At 59.1% G+C, this 17555-nt stretch carries 20 protein-coding genes; 7 read left to right on the top strand and 13 right to left on the bottom strand.

The features are described from left to right. Positions 1-177: 177 nt before the first annotated feature. Positions 178-879: a HisA/HisF-related TIM barrel protein gene (locus ACZ9DP_RS05810; protein WP_476200741.1), complete on the bottom strand. Its 702-nt coding sequence runs from the start codon at positions 877-879 to the stop codon at positions 178-180. Positions 880-922: 43 nt separating this feature from the next. Between ACZ9DP_RS05810 and ACZ9DP_RS05805 the strand changes: the two genes are divergently transcribed. Beyond that, positions 923-1969: a hydantoinase/oxoprolinase family protein gene (locus ACZ9DP_RS05805; protein ID WP_194730893.1), complete on the top strand. Its 1047-nt coding sequence runs from the start codon at positions 923-925 to the stop codon at positions 1967-1969. Between the two features lie 34 nt (positions 1970-2003). Here the strand turns inward: ACZ9DP_RS05805 and ACZ9DP_RS05800 are convergent, their stop codons facing one another. The 5 genes from ACZ9DP_RS05800 to ACZ9DP_RS05780 are packed head-to-tail and all read right to left on the bottom strand — an operon-like array spanning position 2004 to position 6309. Further along, positions 2004-2567 carry a DUF447 domain-containing protein gene (locus tag ACZ9DP_RS05800; RefSeq protein WP_476200739.1) on the bottom strand — a complete coding sequence of 188 codons (564 nt, stop codon included), beginning with the start codon at positions 2565-2567 and terminating at the stop codon, positions 2004-2006. Continuing rightward, complete coding sequence (locus ACZ9DP_RS05795) at positions 2564-3961, bottom strand: DUF6513 domain-containing protein (protein WP_476200737.1); 1398 nt, start codon at positions 3959-3961, stop codon at positions 2564-2566. The genes ACZ9DP_RS05800 and ACZ9DP_RS05795 overlap by 4 nt, the downstream gene beginning before the upstream one ends. Next, positions 3954-4505, bottom strand: coding sequence for a flavoprotein (locus ACZ9DP_RS05790; protein ID WP_040115778.1), 552 nt, complete (start codon positions 4503-4505; stop codon positions 3954-3956). The genes ACZ9DP_RS05795 and ACZ9DP_RS05790 overlap by 8 nt, the downstream gene beginning before the upstream one ends. Continuing rightward, positions 4502-5140 (bottom strand): dihydroneopterin aldolase, encoded by a 639-nt coding sequence (locus tag ACZ9DP_RS05785; protein ID WP_476200735.1) that lies wholly within the window; start codon positions 5138-5140, stop codon positions 4502-4504. The genes ACZ9DP_RS05790 and ACZ9DP_RS05785 overlap by 4 nt, the downstream gene beginning before the upstream one ends. Then, the gene (locus tag ACZ9DP_RS05780) at positions 5137-6309 is read right to left on the bottom strand and encodes a (5-formylfuran-3-yl)methyl phosphate synthase (RefSeq protein WP_476200733.1); all 1173 of its coding nucleotides are present in this window, start codon (positions 6307-6309) and stop codon (positions 5137-5139) included. The genes ACZ9DP_RS05785 and ACZ9DP_RS05780 overlap by 4 nt, the downstream gene beginning before the upstream one ends. A gap of 232 nt (positions 6310-6541) precedes the next feature. Between ACZ9DP_RS05780 and ACZ9DP_RS05775 the strand changes: the two genes are divergently transcribed. The 6 genes from ACZ9DP_RS05775 to ACZ9DP_RS05750 are packed head-to-tail and all read left to right on the top strand — an operon-like array spanning position 6542 to position 11526. Beyond that, positions 6542-7690, top strand: coding sequence for an ABC transporter substrate-binding protein (locus ACZ9DP_RS05775; RefSeq protein WP_476202207.1), 1149 nt, complete (start codon positions 6542-6544; stop codon positions 7688-7690). Between the two features lie 20 nt (positions 7691-7710). Next, positions 7711-8685, top strand: a complete 975-nt coding sequence (locus ACZ9DP_RS05770; RefSeq protein WP_372419548.1) for a YVTN family beta-propeller repeat protein — start codon at positions 7711-7713, stop codon at positions 8683-8685. 31 nt (positions 8686-8716) lie between these two features. Further along, positions 8717-9178, top strand: a complete 462-nt coding sequence (locus tag ACZ9DP_RS05765) for a cupredoxin domain-containing protein (protein ID WP_476200730.1) — start codon at positions 8717-8719, stop codon at positions 9176-9178. 55 nt (positions 9179-9233) lie between these two features. Further along, a complete protein-coding gene (locus ACZ9DP_RS05760) occupies positions 9234-10040 on the top strand; it encodes an ABC transporter ATP-binding protein (RefSeq protein ID WP_476200728.1) in 807 nt (268 codons plus the stop codon). Further along, positions 10037-10906, top strand: coding sequence for an ABC transporter permease (locus ACZ9DP_RS05755; RefSeq protein ID WP_476200726.1), 870 nt, complete (start codon positions 10037-10039; stop codon positions 10904-10906). Before ACZ9DP_RS05760 ends, ACZ9DP_RS05755 begins: the two co-directional genes overlap by 4 nt. Next, on the top strand, positions 10903-11526 hold the full coding sequence (locus tag ACZ9DP_RS05750; RefSeq protein ID WP_074072250.1) for a hypothetical protein: 624 nt from the start codon (positions 10903-10905) through the stop codon (positions 11524-11526). The genes ACZ9DP_RS05755 and ACZ9DP_RS05750 overlap by 4 nt, the downstream gene beginning before the upstream one ends. 164 nt (positions 11527-11690) lie before the next feature. Here the strand turns inward: ACZ9DP_RS05750 and ACZ9DP_RS05745 are convergent, their stop codons facing one another. The 7 genes from ACZ9DP_RS05745 to ACZ9DP_RS05715 form a co-directional block, all read right to left on the bottom strand. Continuing rightward, the gene (locus ACZ9DP_RS05745) at positions 11691-11840 is read right to left on the bottom strand and encodes a hypothetical protein (RefSeq protein WP_476200724.1); all 150 of its coding nucleotides are present in this window, start codon (positions 11838-11840) and stop codon (positions 11691-11693) included. Between the two features lie 96 nt (positions 11841-11936). Next, entirely contained in the window at positions 11937-12356 is a 420-nt protein-coding gene (locus ACZ9DP_RS05740; protein WP_194730884.1) for an organic hydroperoxide resistance protein, read from the bottom strand. Positions 12357-12636: 280 nt separating this feature from the next. Further along, positions 12637-13374 (bottom strand): HAD family hydrolase, encoded by a 738-nt coding sequence (locus ACZ9DP_RS05735; RefSeq protein ID WP_420882190.1) that lies wholly within the window; start codon positions 13372-13374, stop codon positions 12637-12639. A 3-nt stretch (positions 13375-13377) separates the two neighbouring features. After that, complete coding sequence (locus tag ACZ9DP_RS05730; protein WP_476200721.1) at positions 13378-14109, bottom strand: glycerophosphodiester phosphodiesterase family protein; 732 nt, start codon at positions 14107-14109, stop codon at positions 13378-13380. Positions 14110-14141: 32 nt separating this feature from the next. Beyond that, entirely contained in the window at positions 14142-15062 is a 921-nt protein-coding gene (locus tag ACZ9DP_RS05725) for an ABC transporter permease subunit (RefSeq protein ID WP_476200719.1), read from the bottom strand. A gap of 2 nt (positions 15063-15064) precedes the next feature. Further along, positions 15065-16057 (bottom strand): ABC transporter permease subunit, encoded by a 993-nt coding sequence (locus tag ACZ9DP_RS05720; protein ID WP_074072254.1) that lies wholly within the window; start codon positions 16055-16057, stop codon positions 15065-15067. Further along, positions 16044-17402 (bottom strand): extracellular solute-binding protein, encoded by a 1359-nt coding sequence (locus ACZ9DP_RS05715; protein WP_476200717.1) that lies wholly within the window; start codon positions 17400-17402, stop codon positions 16044-16046. The genes ACZ9DP_RS05720 and ACZ9DP_RS05715 overlap by 14 nt, the downstream gene beginning before the upstream one ends. Between the last annotated feature and the right edge of the window lie 153 nt (positions 17403-17555).

The following is a 17555-nucleotide window of genomic DNA, read 5'->3' as shown; positions in this document are numbered from 1 at the left end:
ACACGAAACAACCCCGCACAGGGCGAGCCCGCCGTAGAAACAGGCGGCCTGTTGCGCCGGTTGTCGAAGCTTTTAGGCTTCAGCGGTACGCCATCTTCAAGCGCCAATGGTTGAAATGGCAGTGCTTCGGCCAAAGGATTGAGAGAAGAGGCAAAGCGCCTCTTCTCTTAAATTTCCCTAGCTCCCATAAAAGGCGGAGACGTCGGTTCCGGTTAGTTCGCCGCTATGCAGCGATGTTGCGACCAGTGCACCAGCAATGCCCATGTCGGTCAGCCGTTCCAGGTCGTTGACATTGCGGATCCCGCCTGCGGCGATGATGTCGCGGTTTCCGGCGATGTCCTTGATTGATCGCAAGCGATCGAAGTCGGGTCCGCAGCGCGCACCCACCTTGTCGAGTGTCATCACGATCACCCGTCTCGGCCACAGGTCAGGCGTTGACATGATGGCGGGCGGCCCGAGGAAGGCATCACCGCGAAAGTCGAGGGAAAGGATCAGTCTCTGATGCGCACCGAACGCGCTGAGAACGTCGGTACCGGCCTGGCTTTCGGAACCCAGGACGGCATAGATCTGCGCGTTGGCAAGCGCCTGCCCGACGTCCGTTGCACTTCGAAACCCTGCATCGAGCCAGACGTCCGGCCTCGGCTGCAAAAGAGATAGAGGCCCGGCGGCAGAACAATGGCTCGAACCGCTCTCGATGGCATCGAGGTCGGCCACATAAAAGATCGAAAACGGATGGATTCGGCGCAAGCCGTCGGCGACACTGCTGATCGCCGGTATCGCGCTGAGCGGCGTCTCGATGGGTCTATAGGTATCGCGCATGCCCATCTGCGCGCGTACCACCTGGCCGTCTTTGACGTCGAGAACGGGAATGATAAGCAATGGTCAAACCTCGGCAGAAACGATCACTCACATGAAAGCCGGAATGGTAGCAGAAGAAAAGCAAACAGTTATCGGCTGGGACATCGGTGGCGCGCATTTGAAGATGGCGCGGACCGAGAATGGCCAAATTACCCATGCCAGGACCGTCAGGGCGCCGATGTGGCTCGGGCTCGATCAGGTGCGCGATGCGCTGGATCAGTTCCGCCCGCTTTTTCAAGGCAATCCCATCCATGTCTTCACGATGACGGGAGAGCTGTCGGATGGCTTCCCGTCACGAGACGCCGGTGTTCGCCATATCCTGGATTTCATCAAAGCGGAATTCGGCGGCGACGACCTGCAGGTTTATGGTGGCCGTGCCGGCTTCGTCGATCTTTCAGACGCCTACGATCTCGGCCCCGATATCGCCTCGGCCAATTGGCATGCCACGGCTGCGTTGAGCGCCAGGATCAAGGGAGAAGGTCTCTTCGTCGACATGGGTTCGACGACCACCGACATCCTCGCGTTTCAGAACGGACGGCTCTGCAACAATGGCTATTCCGATGCGGAGCGTCTGTTGACCGGCGAACTCGTCTACACGGGCTTTACGCGCTCGGCGCTGATCGGAATTGCCGAAAGAGTTCCGGTGCGCGGCACGATGACGCCGCTGATGAATGAGTATTTTGCCAATACCGCCGATCTCGGGCGCATTCTCGGAACATTGGACGAGGCCGACGACCAATACCCCGCCGCCGACCGAAGAGCCAAGTCGCGTGATGGATCGATCGGCCGTATCGCTCGCATGGTCGGACGTGACGGCACCGATCTTAGCGAAGGCGAATGGATCGATGTCGCCCGCTGGTTCAGCGAGCACCAATTGCGCATGATCCACGACGGTGCGTTCAGGGTTTCCGGCAATGCCGCACTAAGCCCGGTCGCACCGGTGGTGGGCGCGGGGATCGGTCGCCCGCAGATCATGCAGCTCGCCAAACGCCTGGAGCGGCCCTACGTCGACTTCGGCATGCTTATTCCAGCAGCATCGAACGAAATCCGCGATCAGGCAAGCAAGGCCGCGCCGGCCGCTGCCGTCGCGCTACTGTGGTCGAAATCGTAAAACCCCCTACGGACGAAATGCCGGACGGATCCCGTCAGTCTCCGGCCGAATGGGCGTTCACGCGCTCCATCAGCCAATCCCAGGCCTGCCGCTCGTCAGCACCGGCCGTCTTGTCGATGGCAATCGACAGATACGCAATCTCGGAATCGACCTTTTGCTTGGGCAGCATATGCAGTCTGCTCACCAGGATCGCGAGCTCGAGAACGGCTGCCTTGGCCCGGTTCATGCCTGTGAACGGGGCATGCGTGGCCTCAGCTGCGATCCGGCAGAAATAGCGGGGGCGGATCTCGTCCTGCGTGACGGAAACGACCTGCAAAACGGAATGACTGAGCGCGGCCTCCAGACGCGGGACAGGGCAATCTTGCACCGCAACCAGCGGCCATTCCCGCCGTCCGGTGAGACAGCCCGCGAAAATCCGCATGTCGTCCGTATAATTGGCAATGGCAAACGGCACGGCGGTAAGATTTTCGAGGGTTGTGGAGGGTCGGAACGGCGCAATGACCCACCCGTCATCTTGAGCGATGATACCGAGGGGCGCGATATGCACCCGGCCCTTGGCATTCACCGTCGTTACGATCGTTTCGCGAATGAAGCTCATGGGCCGTCCTTCTTTGCGCGCAGCGTATGCCCGGCCCCGGCAAGCCGTGTGCGGTCCTCGCCTGCGCCCGGGCTCGCCACGCCCCAGGTAAGCGGCTCGTCCTGCGAATAGCGTTTGCCGAGCTTCCAGGCGATTTCCGCTTTCATCAATTCCGCTCCCAGATAAAAGGCATGCGGGCCATCCTGTTCAACATTGAGCACAGGAAAGAGGTCGAAGGCGTTGTCGCTCTTCCAGTGGCCGGCTTTGCTGAAGACATGGATGCCGTCAGGAGCGGTCATGATGCGGAAATTGGCGTCGCGCACGTCTTGCGCAAGCGCCTCGATATCGGCAATGGAGCTCGCAAAGGGCGCACGGTCGTGTATTTGCAGGAGGGCTGCGTCATAGCCGCGGGGCAGCGCATGATCGTGCTTGGCGGCATACATGATGCGTCGCGCCCGGTCATGTTCCTCCACCGTGCGCACGGTATGCGGACTGACGTTGACGACCAGCACGTTGGCGATGGAAAGCTCCGAGCAAAGGCCCGCGAGGATGGCTGTTATTCCCGACGTGTCGGCGTCGGTCAGTTCGGTCAGGTTGCCGGTGCCCATCATCATCTCGACGTCCGGCCAGCGGCGGCGAGCCTCGATGAAGCGTCCAAGCGAGGCGGCGAAGCCGAAATGGATTGGGTCGAGGACCGGATCGGCGATGAAGGATATCCCGGCGTTCTGCGCCGCCTCGATGGCACGGCCGAGAGAGAAGAGGTCGCCCGGCACGGCTGGAACGAGAACCGGTTTGACCTTGTGGCGCGCGGCAATTCCGATTGTCCTTTCGTTGAGGCTCAGAAGATAATCGGCGCCGGAGCGGGCGGCGAGTTCCAGTTCATCGGAGTTTGCTGAGTCCACGCTGACGCAAAGCCCCTCGGCCTTGATCCGCCCGATGGCTTCTTCCAGATGGGCAAAGGGCGTATCTGGAAGGCAGCCCAGGTCGATCACATCGGCGCCGCCGTTTGCGAGCGCTCGCGCTCTCTTTAGCAGCGCCTCCAGCGACAGGGTCGATGCGTCGACGATTTCGGCGAAGATGCGCATCTCGTGGCGCGACAGATCCGGCGGCTTTCCCGCCCGGCCAAGGTAGACGGGCAGATCCGCCACCTCGTCAGGTCCGCGCACGAAAGGGATGCCGAATTCGTCGCTTAACCGTTCCAGATGGCCTCTGAACCGACCGGGCAAGACAACTCGGTCCGCCTTCAACGGCCGAGGCAAGCGACGGCTGACGATTTCTTCCGTCATCAGGGCGGCAACCTTCACACCGATGTCGATGATCTCGTAGGTGAAGGGGGTTGTTCCCAGTCCGGTGAGAATGTTTTCAAGCCTGGCCTTTGCCAAGTGCCCGGTCAGGAAGACGAGATGCTCAGCCACGACCGTCGATCTCTCCTTTCCGCCGCGCCACCGCCAGCTCCAGATCAGCAAAGGATTCCACGACCTGCGTGCGTTCAAAGGTCTTAAGACGGGCCGTGTTCTCAAGATCGATCGGCCGCGGATAGACCTTCACCATTCCGTGGGGGGCCATTGTCTCCAGCTCGGGCGCGGTGTCGCAAGCAAAGACGATTGATGGAAGGCGGCATTTGCCGGCTTGTGCGTAGACATTCGTGGCGATCGTGTCGGAGATCCCCGCCACGCATTTGGCAACGGTATTGGACGTGGCAGGCGCAATCACGACGCTATGATAGACGCCGTGATAGAATTCGCCGACAGGGACTGCGCTTGCCGTCTTGTCGTGAAGCACGCGTGTCGTGTCCGAAAAATCGAGCTTCAGCCCATACATCCTGAGAACTTCGTCTGCGGCCTTCGTCACGAAGACGTCGCAATGGTCGAGTGAGCGGATTAATTCGAAGCATTCGACGAAGAAATGGCCTGACCCGGTCAGCACCCAGGCCCATCGCGGCGTTCGAAGCCGCGTCATCGGCACGTCTCTGTGCGGGCTTCATCGGGCAATCCCACGCGGCGCCCGGGTATGCGGGTCATGGGCAGCGCGAGCAGCTGCGAACGCAGCGACGATGGTCCGGCAACGTACAAGACTGTCTCCTTCCCGAGCAATTGCGGCAGCATGGCATCGACGACGCCATTGTCAACGAGCGCTTCCAGATCGTTCGGAAGGGATTCCGGATCGACCTGCTTGCACAACAGCAAGTGGCCGCTTCCGATCTGCCTGCACAGCCAGGCCGCAAGAGCATCCGACGTCACATCCCACGACTGTGCGATGTCGGCGTTGCGGGCCATCTGGGACGGCAGCCATACCGGTATCCCGTCTTCGGCAAGAATTGCGTCGAGCTCGCGCAGCGACCGGGCCGGTTGAAAACGCGGATGCCGCTCGGCGATCACGATGCCGAACTGATCCATCGCGAGAATGGCCATCTCATGTGCCGCGGCATTTGAGAAGTGCATGTTATTTTGCGAAACGCGCACCTGGTCGGCAAACGGTCCGCCGCCGGGAACGATCACCAATGGCAAGCGCGCCGATGTCAGCACCGCAATCCATTGGTCCATCTCGATACGGCCGGCCGTGCTTCCTCCAAGCTTGACGACCAGCGGCTTCATACCACTTTCCTTCCTCCATCGGCCTTTGCCGCTACGACGCGAAGCGGCTTTGACAATCGGGCGCTTTCCCTCTTGCGCTCGATCTGCACGCCGACGCCGCCCGGACCCAGTTCCAGTTTTTCTACTCGCACGACGACACGAGCCACACGCGGGTTCTCAAGGATGAACGCTGCAGCCTGCTCGGCAAGCGTTTCAACCAGATCGACATGACCACGGCTGACGATCGCGCGGATGCCGTCCATGATGAGGTCATAAGAAACAATATGATGCATGTCCTTCGGATCGCGGGTGAGACGAAGGACATCCGCCGTCACATCGAACCGGACCTTCTGCTTTTTGCCATGTTCAAAGCTGTAAGCGCCGATGTCGACCGGCAGGACGAAATCCCGCACGAAAATCTGGTCGGTGCCGAGATTGTCCTCAGCCGGATCGGGGAAATATCCCCGTGCCGCCAGGAGTTCGAGGTCAACGCTCGGCGTTTTTTCAGCCGGCCGCTCCCCGGGTATTAGAGCACGGATCTTTGCCGTGGCTTCAGCGTCCAGATCGGCGTTCCTGGACAGGCCCTCGCACAGCGATCCCCGGAAGCCCAAAAAATCCGGCTTGCCCGGCAGCAAGCGTGGGATGTCGGGTGCTTCCAGTGAGCCGGCAAGGCCCGTCATCAATCCGTGCCGTTGCCCCTGCGCCACAAAATCCGAAATACGATCTGGAGGAATGTGATCCAGCAACCGTCCCTTCGATTTGTCATCCGTATCCAGCATGACGCCGTAAAAGCCTGCTTTTGCAAACGATGTCATGACGTTCTCCTCGTATCGATGGTCGGCAAAAACAACGGCGATCAACCTCTTGCGGCCGGCAATATCGGCCAAGGCTTGCGCATCCGCCCCGATGGGGGACGACGGCAGAAACCCGATCTTGATGAAATCAACACCTGTCGCGGCCACCTCCTCGACCCTTGCCCTGAGGGCCTGCAGATCGCCGCCAAGTTCGCCGCAGGCGGCACTGACGGGCCGTCTGCCGGACACGAAATCGACAACGTCGATGATTTGCGAGATGTCTGCCGCCCCGAGCGCGCCGCGCAAAGGGTCCTTGAGATCGATAATGTCCGCACCTGCCTGCAGAACGATCTCCGCCTCCTTGCGATTTTGAACACTGGCCAACATCAATGTCATGGCATGTCTCCGCAGGCGCCGCATTTTTCCCAACCGTGGCGGGAAAAGTTGAGTGCAAGTATTGAGTTTATCGGGGATTGGACTACAAACATAGTGGGCACCTTATCGAGACAGCGCGTCCGCCTTCGTTGAAGCCGGCGCGGAGCGTGGTATGACCATGAAGAGTATGGTGCCGAATACTCTTATCTTTTTATTCGCTTGTTTTTCGCTGCTCGTCAATGCGCCGCATCTGATGGCGCAGCAAAATCCCGCCGCCGAGCCTGCAACGGAAATCCGCATAGGATATCTGCGCGCCTATGAGCCGCAACTTGCGCTGTCGATCCTGGATGTTCCCCCGCGCGATGAAGGCGTTGCCGGTGCCAACATCGCCATCAACGACAACAACACGACCGGCAGATTTCTCGGCCAGTCGTACAGCCTGGACGTGGTGGAGACGAAACGGGAGGCGGATGTCGTCCCGGTTTTCAGGCAGATGCTGGCGCGCGGCGAGAAATATGTGCTGACCGACATATCGGCCAAGCAGTTGCTCTCCATTGCCGATCTCGCCAAGGAGAACGGTGTGCTTCTCTTCAATGTCGGCTCGACGGATGACATTTTGCGCGAGCACGAATGCCGCTCCAACGTCTTCCACACCGCTCCGACGCGCACCATGCTTGCCGATGGCCTGGCGCAATATCTGATCTGGAAGCAGTGGCGCAATTGGGTGCTGCTTTACGGTTCCCACGAACCGGACCAGCTTTTTGCGGATGCGATCCGGCGCTCTGCCAAGCGTTTCGGCGCGACGATCGTCGAGGAGCGGCTCTACAAGGATACAGGCACGGCCCGCAGAACCGACAGCGGCGTCGTTCAGGTGCAGCGACAGATGCCGGTCTTCACCCAGGGACTGCCCGACCATGATGTCGTCATTGTTGCGGACGAGAGCGAGGTCTTTGGAAGCTATGTTCCTTTCCGGACCTGGGACCCGCGGCCCGTCGCCGGCACGGCGGGCCTCATTGCCTCGTCCTGGCATCCGGCCAGCGAACAATGGGGCGGCTCTCAGATCCAGAACCGCTTCGTGAAGGCGACCGGACGGCGCATGCTCGGCAAGGACATGCAGGCATGGACGGCAGCCCGCATCCTCGGCGAGGCCGCAACGCGGACCAACGGCAACGATCCTGCTCAGATCGAAGCCTTCATAAAAGACGAAAATTTCTCACTGGCGGCCTTCAAGGGACAGAAGGTGAGCTTCCGTCGCTGGAACTGGCAGCTCCGCCAGCCAATTCTGCTCGGCGATGGGCGCGGTGTGATCTCCACCTCGCCCCAGGAGGGTTTTCTTCACCAGTTTTCCGAACTCGACACATTGGGGATCGATCAACCGGAGACAGCCTGCAAATTGAACTGAATACGCAATGGGAGGAGAGAATGCGCAGACATGTTTATCTGCTTGCGGGAATGATCGCCGCCGTCTTGTATGCGGGACCGTCTCTGGCCAACACCGTCTATGTTTCGAACGAGAAGGACAACACCGTCACCGTCGTCGACTCCAAGACGATGGAAGTCACCCAGACAATCAATGTTGGACAAAGGCCGCGCGGCATTACGATTTCCCATGACGGAAAGCACCTTTATGTCTGCGCAAGCGACGACGACACCGTCGAGATCATCGATACGGCAACGCATCAGATCATCGGGACGCTGCCTTCCGGTCCGGATCCGGAGCTCTTCGTGCTCTCGCCAGACGGCAAGACGCTCTACGTCGCAAATGAGGACGACAATCTGGTCACCGTCATCGACGTCGACAAGAAAACCGTGATCACCGAAATACCGGTCGGCGTGGAGCCAGAAGGCATGGGCGTCAGCCCCGACGGAAAGACGATGGTGAACACCTCCGAAACGACGAACATGGCGCATTTTATCGATACCTCGACCCATGAGATCGTCGCCAACGTGCTCGTTGACTCGCGTCCGCGCTTTGCCGAATTCAAGCCGGACGGTTCACAGGTCTGGGTCTCTTCGGAGATCGGCGGAACCGTCTCCGTCATAGACAATGCCTCCAGACAAATCGTCAAAAAGATCACGTTTGAGATCCAGGGCTTGCGCTCGGAGGCGATTCAGCCCGTTGGCGTGCGGATTTCGGCGGACGGCAAGAAAGCCTATGTCGCCCTCGGCCCGGCCAACCGCGTGGCGGTCGTAGACACGCAAACCTATGAGGTCGAGAAATATATCCTTGTCGGTCAGCGTGTCTGGCAGTTGGCTTTCACGCCCGACGGCCAGCACCTGATCAGCACGAACGGTCTTTCCAACGATATCACCTTCATCGACACGGCGAGCGACGAGCCCGTCAAATCCGTCACCGTCGGAGCCATGCCGTGGGGAGTGACCGTAGCACCCAACTGATAGGCGTTCCGATTTCCAAAAGGAGGACAACATGAAACTCGCAGTCATTGCTCTTGCAAGTCTTATTGGCGCTCTTTCTACGCAACAACCGGCCCTTGCCCAGTCCGGTGATGACGACGACGGCGATCCCGCGCCCAAGGTTACGCGCGCAAGCCAAAACGTGCCGGAATTGATCCTCGGATCGAAGGACAACAGCTACGCAGTGAACCGGAAGGACTTCGAACTCGTTTCAGGACAGGGCTACCGGTGGAAGATCACGTCGGCGGCCGGCCTTGAATACAAGTTCGTGACCGATCTGTTTCGCAACGTGTGGATGAACCAGATCGTCATCAACGATCTCGAGGTTCACATGAATGGAGCCCCGGCATGGCTCGAATTCGATTCAGAAGGAACGATCAACGTGCAGTTTTCGACAGTGCGGCCGGGAGAATACACATGGTCGGTTCCCGACCTTGCCGACAAGGGCATGACAGGCAAGATCATCATCAAGTAGGCATCCCGGGCGTCTTGCTCGCCTGCGGCAACGCCGCTTGTGAAAGGCATATCCAATGAAGCTTGAATCCCGCTTGGACGAGACATCCAATAGGCAAGAGAGTACGGCGGTCGCTGCACTCGAACTTACCTCCGTCAGTTATAGCTATGGGCAGCGAAAGGCGCTCGACAATGTGTCGTTTTCCATAGAGCCCTCGCGCTTCACCGTTCTTCTGGGGCTTAACGGTGCCGGCAAGACGACGCTCTTTTCACTCGTCAGCCATCTTTTTTCGCCGCCGGCGGGCCGCATTCGCGTTTTCGGCCAGGACATAGATCGCAATCCCGGCGCCGCACTCAGACATCTCGGCATCGTGTTTCAGGCCCGTACCCTCGATCTCGATTTGAGTGTCCGACAAAATCTCCTCTATCACGCCTCCCTGCACGGCATCGGATCGCGTGTGGCGCGGCAACGGATCGACGAGCTTCTTCGGTCCATCGACATGAGCGACCGCATCGAGGAAAAGGTCCGCGATCTGTCCGGCGGACAGATCAGGCGTGTCGAGATCGTTCGGGCCCTACTGCACCGGCCTTCCCTGCTGCTGCTCGACGAGGCGACGGTCGGGCTCGATATCAAGTCGCGTGCGACCATTGTGAAGGATATTCGTGCTCTCGTGGAACACGCCGGCATCAGCGTGCTGTGGGCAACCCACCTGATCGACGAGGTTGGCCAGGCGGATCAGATCCTGGTCCTGGACCAGGGAAAGCTCGTCGCCGATGGCCAGGTTTCGACCATTCTTTCCCACACCGGCACGGAGACCATCAATCAGGCATTCTCGAAGCTTACCGGTATCACAGACATGAATATCCGGGGAGGAAAGCCATGACCGGCGCGACCGGAACCTTGGGCGGTGCGACCGCCGAGAAATGGAAAGGCTTCACGGCGATCCAGTACCTCGTCTGCCTGAGGGGTATTCTGTTGCGCGAATGGCTGCGCTACCTCTCGCAGAAGGAACGCTTCATCTCCTCGTTGGTGCGGCCCCTGCTCTGGCTCTTCATATTCGCAGCCGGTTTCCGGCAGGTGCTGGGCGTTTCGATCATACCGCCGTATGAGACCTATGTTCTCTACGAGGTCTACATCACGCCTGGATTGTGCGGGATGATCCTCCTCTTCAGCGGCATGCAGTCCTCCCTGTCGATGGTCTATGACCGGGAGATGGGCAATATGCGTATCCTGCTCGTCAGTCCATTTCCGCGCTGGTATCTTCTCCTATCCAAGCTTTTGGCCGGCGTTGCCGTTTCGCTTCTCCAGGTCTATGCATTCCTGGCGATTGCCTGGTTTTGGGATGTCAAGGCGCCAATCGCCGGCTATTTCATGATCCTGCCTGCCCTGTTTTTCTCAGGGCTGATGCTGGGAGCGTTAGGGATGCTCTTGTCATCGCTTGTCAAGCAATTGGAGAATTTTGCAGGGATCATGAATTTCGTGATCTTTCCCATGTATTTCGCCTCCTCGGCGCTTTACCCGCTCTGGCGGGTTCAAGAAGCAAGCCCCCTGCTCTACAAGATATGCCTCCTCAACCCGTTCACCTATGCGGTCGAACTCATCCGCTTCGCCTTTTACGCGCGTATCGAATGGACATCGCTTGCCGTCGTTGTGGCCGTCACGCTTGCCCTGTTGGGGGGAGCCATCCTGGCCTATAATCCCGCACGTGGCCTGACCGTCCGCAAGCAGGAGATGGGAGCAAGCCAGTGAGCCGACGCTTTTTCGTTTTCGTAATCCTTGCCGCGCTGTCTGCGGCACCGGCGGCACACCCCGCAACAAACACCGATCCCGACTGGCCTTGCGTTCAACGCAAGGTGCCTGAACTTTCGATCGGCCAGGTGTGGAACGCCGGCGAGCTTCCCGAAACGGCCAAGCAATGGGACAAGGACCCTCGATTGTCCGACCTCGCCGCCGAACTCGTCAAGCGCAGCAATCCGATCGATGATGCCCGCAAGCAAATTTCGGATTACATCGCATCGCTGCCCAAGGATCAGGCCCATGAAAAGCTGGAGCAGCTTTTCATGGGCGTGTTCGACAAGATCAACGTAGAACGCGGCCTGATCATCTCCGGCATTTCGCGCTATGCCGAAAGTCAAAGGCAGCTTGCCGCCGATCTCAGAAAAAAGGCCGCAGAGGTCGACAAGATGCGCACGGCATCTGATGCCGACCAGACCGAGCTTGCCAGGCAGACGGCGCAACTGACATGGGAGACGCGCATCTTCGAAGAGCGTGTCCAGTCGCTTTCTTATGTCTGCGAGGTTCCGACAATGATCGAGCAGCGCCTTTACAGCCTCTCGAAAATCATCAGCGAGATGATGCAAAGGAACTGATCTTGCCGCCGGCAGCACCATCGTCGGAAGGGTGCCAGAGGTCCTGAAGATTGGCTGCGAATGGCCCAGCTCTCGCGCCGTCGCGATCAAGCCGCCGGCGCGACCTCGACGCGTCGAGGTTCGTTCGCGTATCCGGATGCTCAACGCTGCGGGGCAAGCGGTTTCTAGCGCGACTGCCGGGGCGCTTCAGCGGCGAGCGCAGATGCCGCCGTGCGCAGGCCACCCAGCGGCGAGGGTTCCTGCGAGGCGAAATCGTAGAGACAGGGCGTCGCGAAGATTGCCCCGCTCAGAATAGAGATGATCAGCAGTCTCATTCGTCCTCCGCAGACATGGGGGACCCATGTCTTCTTCCGTTCGCGTTGCGCCTTATGCGGCCGCCGCAGACCCTTGGGCTGCGGCGGCCGCTTGCATTACTCGACGATCTGCAGTTCCACATGGATGTTGTCGCGCGTCGCCTTGGAATACGGGCATGTCTGATGCGCTTCCTCGACGAGGGCCGTTGCCAATGCCGGCTCGATACCCGGCAGGCGAACGTTAAGGCGGGCCTGCAGAAAATAGGCGCCGTCGCTGATTCCAAGATCGACCTCGGCATCAACGGAAAGATCCTGAGGCAGCTTCACCTTTCGCTTGCCCGCGGCAATGCCGATTGCGCCGATGAAGCAGGCCGACCATCCGGCGGCAAAGAGCTGCTCGGGATTGGTGCCGTCCCGATTGCTGCCGGGAGGCGAGAGCTTTATGTCCAACTGACCATCGTCGCTGCGAGACGCCCCCTCGCGGCCGCCGGTGGTCCGGGTCTTGCCAGTATAAAGAACCTTATCGATCTTCGTCATCTCCAAACACTCCTTTGCTTCGTCGCTGGCGACGTCGTTTTGGGAAGTGTCATTTGCCCGATTGACGTATCGGTCATGTTTTCAAAACGATCCGAAGTGTAACGAAACGTAGCGACTCCCTGGTCAGACATCTTGTTGTACAGTTAAGGTAGGCTGAGGCTCGGCGCGTTAGAACGTTTGCTTCCAGTTCCAAACCGGCGCGAGCAGAGCCCCATAAAACCGCCGTCAGAGGGATGGCGGAGTTTCAAGTCGGCCCGCGCATCTCGGGAAGGATGGAGACCTAGGCCTTGATCGAATGGCTCGCTGCCAACAGCATTGACGTTAATTCCCCGGCTCCGGTTGCCACGCCAAAGGCGCCCGAAGAGGCAAGCAATGCCTTCCTTGCCGGCCTCGGGTCGGCAGGATCAACGAAGCCTATGGCGATCATACCGGCGGAGACGGCTGCCGCAACGCCGTGCGGGCTGTCGTCGACCATGACACAGCGTGCCGGTCTTGCCGCGAATTTCTCGGCGCAATGCAATAAAAGGTCCGGGGCAGGCTTTGGCCGCGCCACAGCCTCGGCGCTGAAGACCCCCGGGTGGAAGCACTGCCAGAGATCGAGCCTGCCGAGGCTCGCGCGAAGCCGGTGCATTGTACTGTTCGACGCAACACATTTCGGCCGGGTTAGGCTGGCGACGATGTCGCCGATGCCAGCCATTGGCGTCAAGGACCGTGCGAATTCGGCGTAAAGCCGCCGATGCCAGGCTTGGAAGACGTTTGCAATGTCACCCAAGCCGTAGTCGCGGACGCACATGTCGCGGATCACCGTTTCGGAATTGCCCGTGAATTTTTCGTGGGCTTCGGAAGGGGTGATTGCCACACCCGCCTCCTGCAGGGCTTCCGCAAGTGTGCGGCTTGCGATCGGCTCACTGTCGATGAGCACGCCGTCGCAGTCGAAAATGACCAGGTCAATGTTCTGAAGGGGATCGGGGTTGGAGTGATTGGAGGCGCGCGTTTGGTCTGTCGCAGATAAGGACACGGTTCACGAACCCCGTATGCTAAGGGCAAGATCCGGCCTGTCGGTGGTGATCTGCCGGACGGGTTTGGCCAACCAATAGGCAAGGTCGGCACTGTGATTTGGCACCCATGCGCCGAGCCGGTCAAAGGGAATGAAGGACGTGATTTCGTCCCAATGCGTCGCAAGCAGAGACTTTTCGACGGCAATGATGTCGGCGAGCCCCTCCATTTTCTCAAGGCCGGATCTGAGCCCAAGTCGCTCGGCGGCTGCGCGGTCAAATGACGACAGCGTCCGGATATGCGGCGCAACCTCACGGACAGTTTGAAGAACGCTGGCGTGAAAGCTCGTCAGGACAGAACGGTCGGCAAGCTTGAGGCCATCGACGAGGTTTGCAGCCCTCCTCTCAAGGCCCGGATAGGCATCCCCCTTCGCATCTGCCTTCAGCTCGATATGCAGCTCAAGGGCGCTGTCCTTGAATATCTCGAGAACCTCTTCAAGCGTCGGTATCGCCTCTCCGTCGCTGTCTTTCAGCGTGACGCTTCGGTGCTCGCCTGGAGCAAGGTCGAAGACCGGTCCGGAGTAATCGGTCGTGCGATCAAGCGTTGCGTCGTGAATGACGAGCAGTTCGCCTGAACGGGTCAATTGCACGTCGAATTCGACGCCTTCGACTGGCATTTCAGCCAGTTTGCGGAAGCCAGAAAGGCTGTTTTCGGGCCAAAGATTGCGGCCACCGCGATGGCCGATGATGTAAACCATTTCGAAATTGTCCTTATTGTCTGGGCAAAGGCTTACTTGCCGGAATCTACCAGCCCCTTGGTGAACCAGCGTTGCATGAGGAGAATGATGACTGCCGGAGGCAACATGACGAAGAGAGCGGCGCTCATGGCAATGTTCCACGCAGGCACGGAATCCGAGACCGGAACCAGCTCCTTAAGACCCAGAATTGCGGTAGCCATCGTCCTGTCGGTGGTAAAGAGCAGCGGCCAGAGATACTGGTTCCAGCCATAGAGAAAGAGGATGATTGCAAGTGCCGCGATATTGGCGGTGGAAAGCGGCAGCAGCACATCCTTGAAGAATTTAAGGGGGCCGGCGCCATCGAGTTTCGCCGCCTCGCATAGCTCCTCAGGCACGGTCAGGAAGAACTGGCGGAAGAGAAATGTCGCCGACGCGGAGGCAATCAGCGGCAGGATCAGACCGCCATAGGTGTTCACCATGTTCCACTTCAGGGATGTTTCTATGCTGTAGCCCGTCAAGTTTTCCATAAGGCCGGCAAATCCGGTGATGCCGGAAAGCCAGCGGATCGGGCCTGCAGCGTCGGCCACGGCCTCGTAAGTGGGGATAATGCGGACTTCCACGGGCAGCATCAAGGAAACGAAAATCAGCCAGAATGCGGTCATGCGGAACGGGAAGCGAAAATAGGTTACGGCAAAAGCCGCAATGAGCGAAATGGCGAGCTTGCCGATGACGATCCCACCCGTCACGATGATCGAGTTGAGGAAAAGCTGCGCGAAATCGCCTTGCCTCCAGGCGATTGCGACATTCTCGATAAAATGCGAGCCGGGCACGAGCGGGAAAGGAGCCTGCTGCACCTCTTCCAGCGTGAGCGAACCTGCCACGAAGGCAAAGTAAAGCGGCAAGCATACGAAAGCTGCGCCAACCAGCAGAACGGCGTGACAGAAGATCGAAAGGCCGAGATTGCGTTCACCCATGGCTACACCTGATAGTTGACCTTGCGCTCAAGCGCACGGAACTGGAGGACGGTGAAAAGGACCGCGACGATCATCAAGATCACCGACTGGGCAGCTGACGACCCCAGATCGAGCTGCACGAAGCCGTCCTGATAGACCTTGTAGACTAGGCTGTTTGTGGCACCCGCAGGCCCGCCACGTGTGACGGCATCGATGATGCCGAACGTTTCGAAGAGGCCGTAGACGAAGTTCATGACGACGAGGAAGAACACCGTCGGTGAGACGAGCGGCAGGGAAATCGTGAAGAACCGCCGAACGGGGCCTGCCCCATCAAGCTTGGCAGCTTCCAGCAGCGAGGCCGGAACCGCAAGCAATGCGGCAACCAGGAAGATGTAGTCATAGCAGACGTTCTTCCAGATGGAGGCAATCGTCACCAGAAGCTGTGCATCGAATGGCCGTCTGTTCGGATCCCAGGCGATGCCCAGCGAATGCAGGAACTGCGCGATCGGACCGACGGCCGGATTGAACAGAAAGGCCCAAAGCACGCCTGATATGACAGGCGCAATCGCATAGGGCATCAGGATGATGCTCTTGTAGATGCCGCGGCCGCGGATGACGAAATCCGTGGCGAATGCAAAGAGCCCCGCAAGGCCAAGCGTTGCAATGTTCTGGAGCAGCGTGAACCAGAGCGTAAAGAGGGCGCTGCTTCTATATTCAGGGCTTGCCAGCAGCGTCTGAAAATTCTTCAGGCCGACGAAGATCTGCAGGCCACCGAATGGGTCGACCTGTACGAAGGCGAGCGACAGTGCCTTGTAGGAAGGGATGAAGAAAAAAAACAGCAGGATCAGCAACTGAGGCGCAACGAGCAGGGCAGCGAGCCACGGCTTGTTGAAATGCGCAGCCTTGAGACCCGCCTGGGGGGAGCGCGCTGTTGCCAGGCCGGACAATGGCCTTCCCAGGATGCGGAGGCGCCGTGGAGCGCCTCCGATGACCTGCACTGGGCTATTTCCCTGCATGGAGCTGCTCATATTGGCGAAGGATCTGGTTTCCGCGTGCAGCCGCTGAATCAAGCGCCTCTTGGGGGGTCTTCTGACTGGTCCAGACCCCTTGGATCTCTTCGACAAGAAGCGCCATCGACTGATTGTGGTTGCCGAAACGGAAGCCGCGGGAATTATCGTCCGGCGTACCGCGGGAAAGCTGCAGAATGGCGATCTCACGCGTCGGATGCTCCTTGTAGTAGCCTTCCGCCTTGGCCTGCTCGTAGGCTGCGTTGGTGACCGGCACATATCCCGTCTGCTTGCTCCACCAGACCTGTGTCTTCGGCGAAGCGACGAAATTCAAAAAGGCGGCCGCGCCCTTGTATTCGTCCTCGGATTTCCCCTTGAGCACCCAGAGCGCACCGCCGCCGATCGTGCTATTCTTCGGTTCGATGCCCTCCTCGTGCGGCAGGAAGGTCGCGCTCCATTTAAACTTTGCGCCCGCCTCCACAGCAGCATGGGCAGCCGTCGAGGCGACATAGGTCGAGCAGGTGCCCGAGATGAAGAGCTGATCGGGAGAAAGCCCCTGGCCGGCGATCTGCAAGACGCCGTCATCCATCCACTTTTTCAAGCGCTCCACCTGACCGACGATCAGCGGGCTCTTGTTGAAGACGAACTCGGTATCCAGCCCGCCAAAACCATTGGCTTTGGTGCCATAAGGCTGGTCCTGTATGGCCGCATAATTTTCGATCAGGCTCCAGTAGAAGTCGTTGGCGAGCGCCATCTGGCATTTCGAGATGCCTTTTTCCTTGATCGCATAAAGCTGCTTTTCGACTTCCTGCCAGGTTTCACCAGGCTTTTCGAAGCCGGCCGCCTTGAACTGTTCGGCATTGTACCAGAAGATTGGAGTCGAGCTGTTGAACGGCATCGCGGCGGGCTTGCCGTCGATGAGATAAAAGCCCGCAACGGGTGCAACAAAATCGTTCCAGTTGATTTTGTAGCCTTCCCGCTCCATGAGTTCAGGAACCGGAATGATCGCACCGGACCGGTGCATGGTCAGGAAGCCGCGTTCGGCAGCCTGAATCAAAACAGGCTGTTGGCCAACGCGATAGGCCGCAACCATTGCAGCCATCGTTTCCTCATAATTTCCCTTGCTGATACCGACGATCTCATACTTGTCCTGAGATGCGTTGAAATCGGAAATCAGCTGCTTGGTGATCTCGGCAAGCCGGCCGCTGGCGGCATTCCACCATTCGACCTTGACCCGGTCTTCGGCGAGCGCATTCCCTGCGATGTGTAAGCTTAAGACGAGTGCGGCGGCGCCAGCCGCAACGCTCTTGAAGACCCGCCCGAACGGGCCGTTTTCTGAAGCCTTGTCTATCATCTCGTTTTCCTCTCCATCGCCTGCTGTTTGTGCGTCGGCTTTGCCGGCTGCGGCTGACCCCTCCCAAGGTGGCGATGAAAACAGGTTAGGGGTGACTTGTTACAAATGTCAATAGCGTGTTACAAATGTATGACGGGCGCACGGGAGGAACGA

The organism is Rhizobium sp. USDA 4016 (assembly GCF_056279705.1).
The sequence above is the reverse complement of the archived record's forward strand: the minus strand, read 5'-3'. Positions and strand labels throughout refer to the sequence as shown.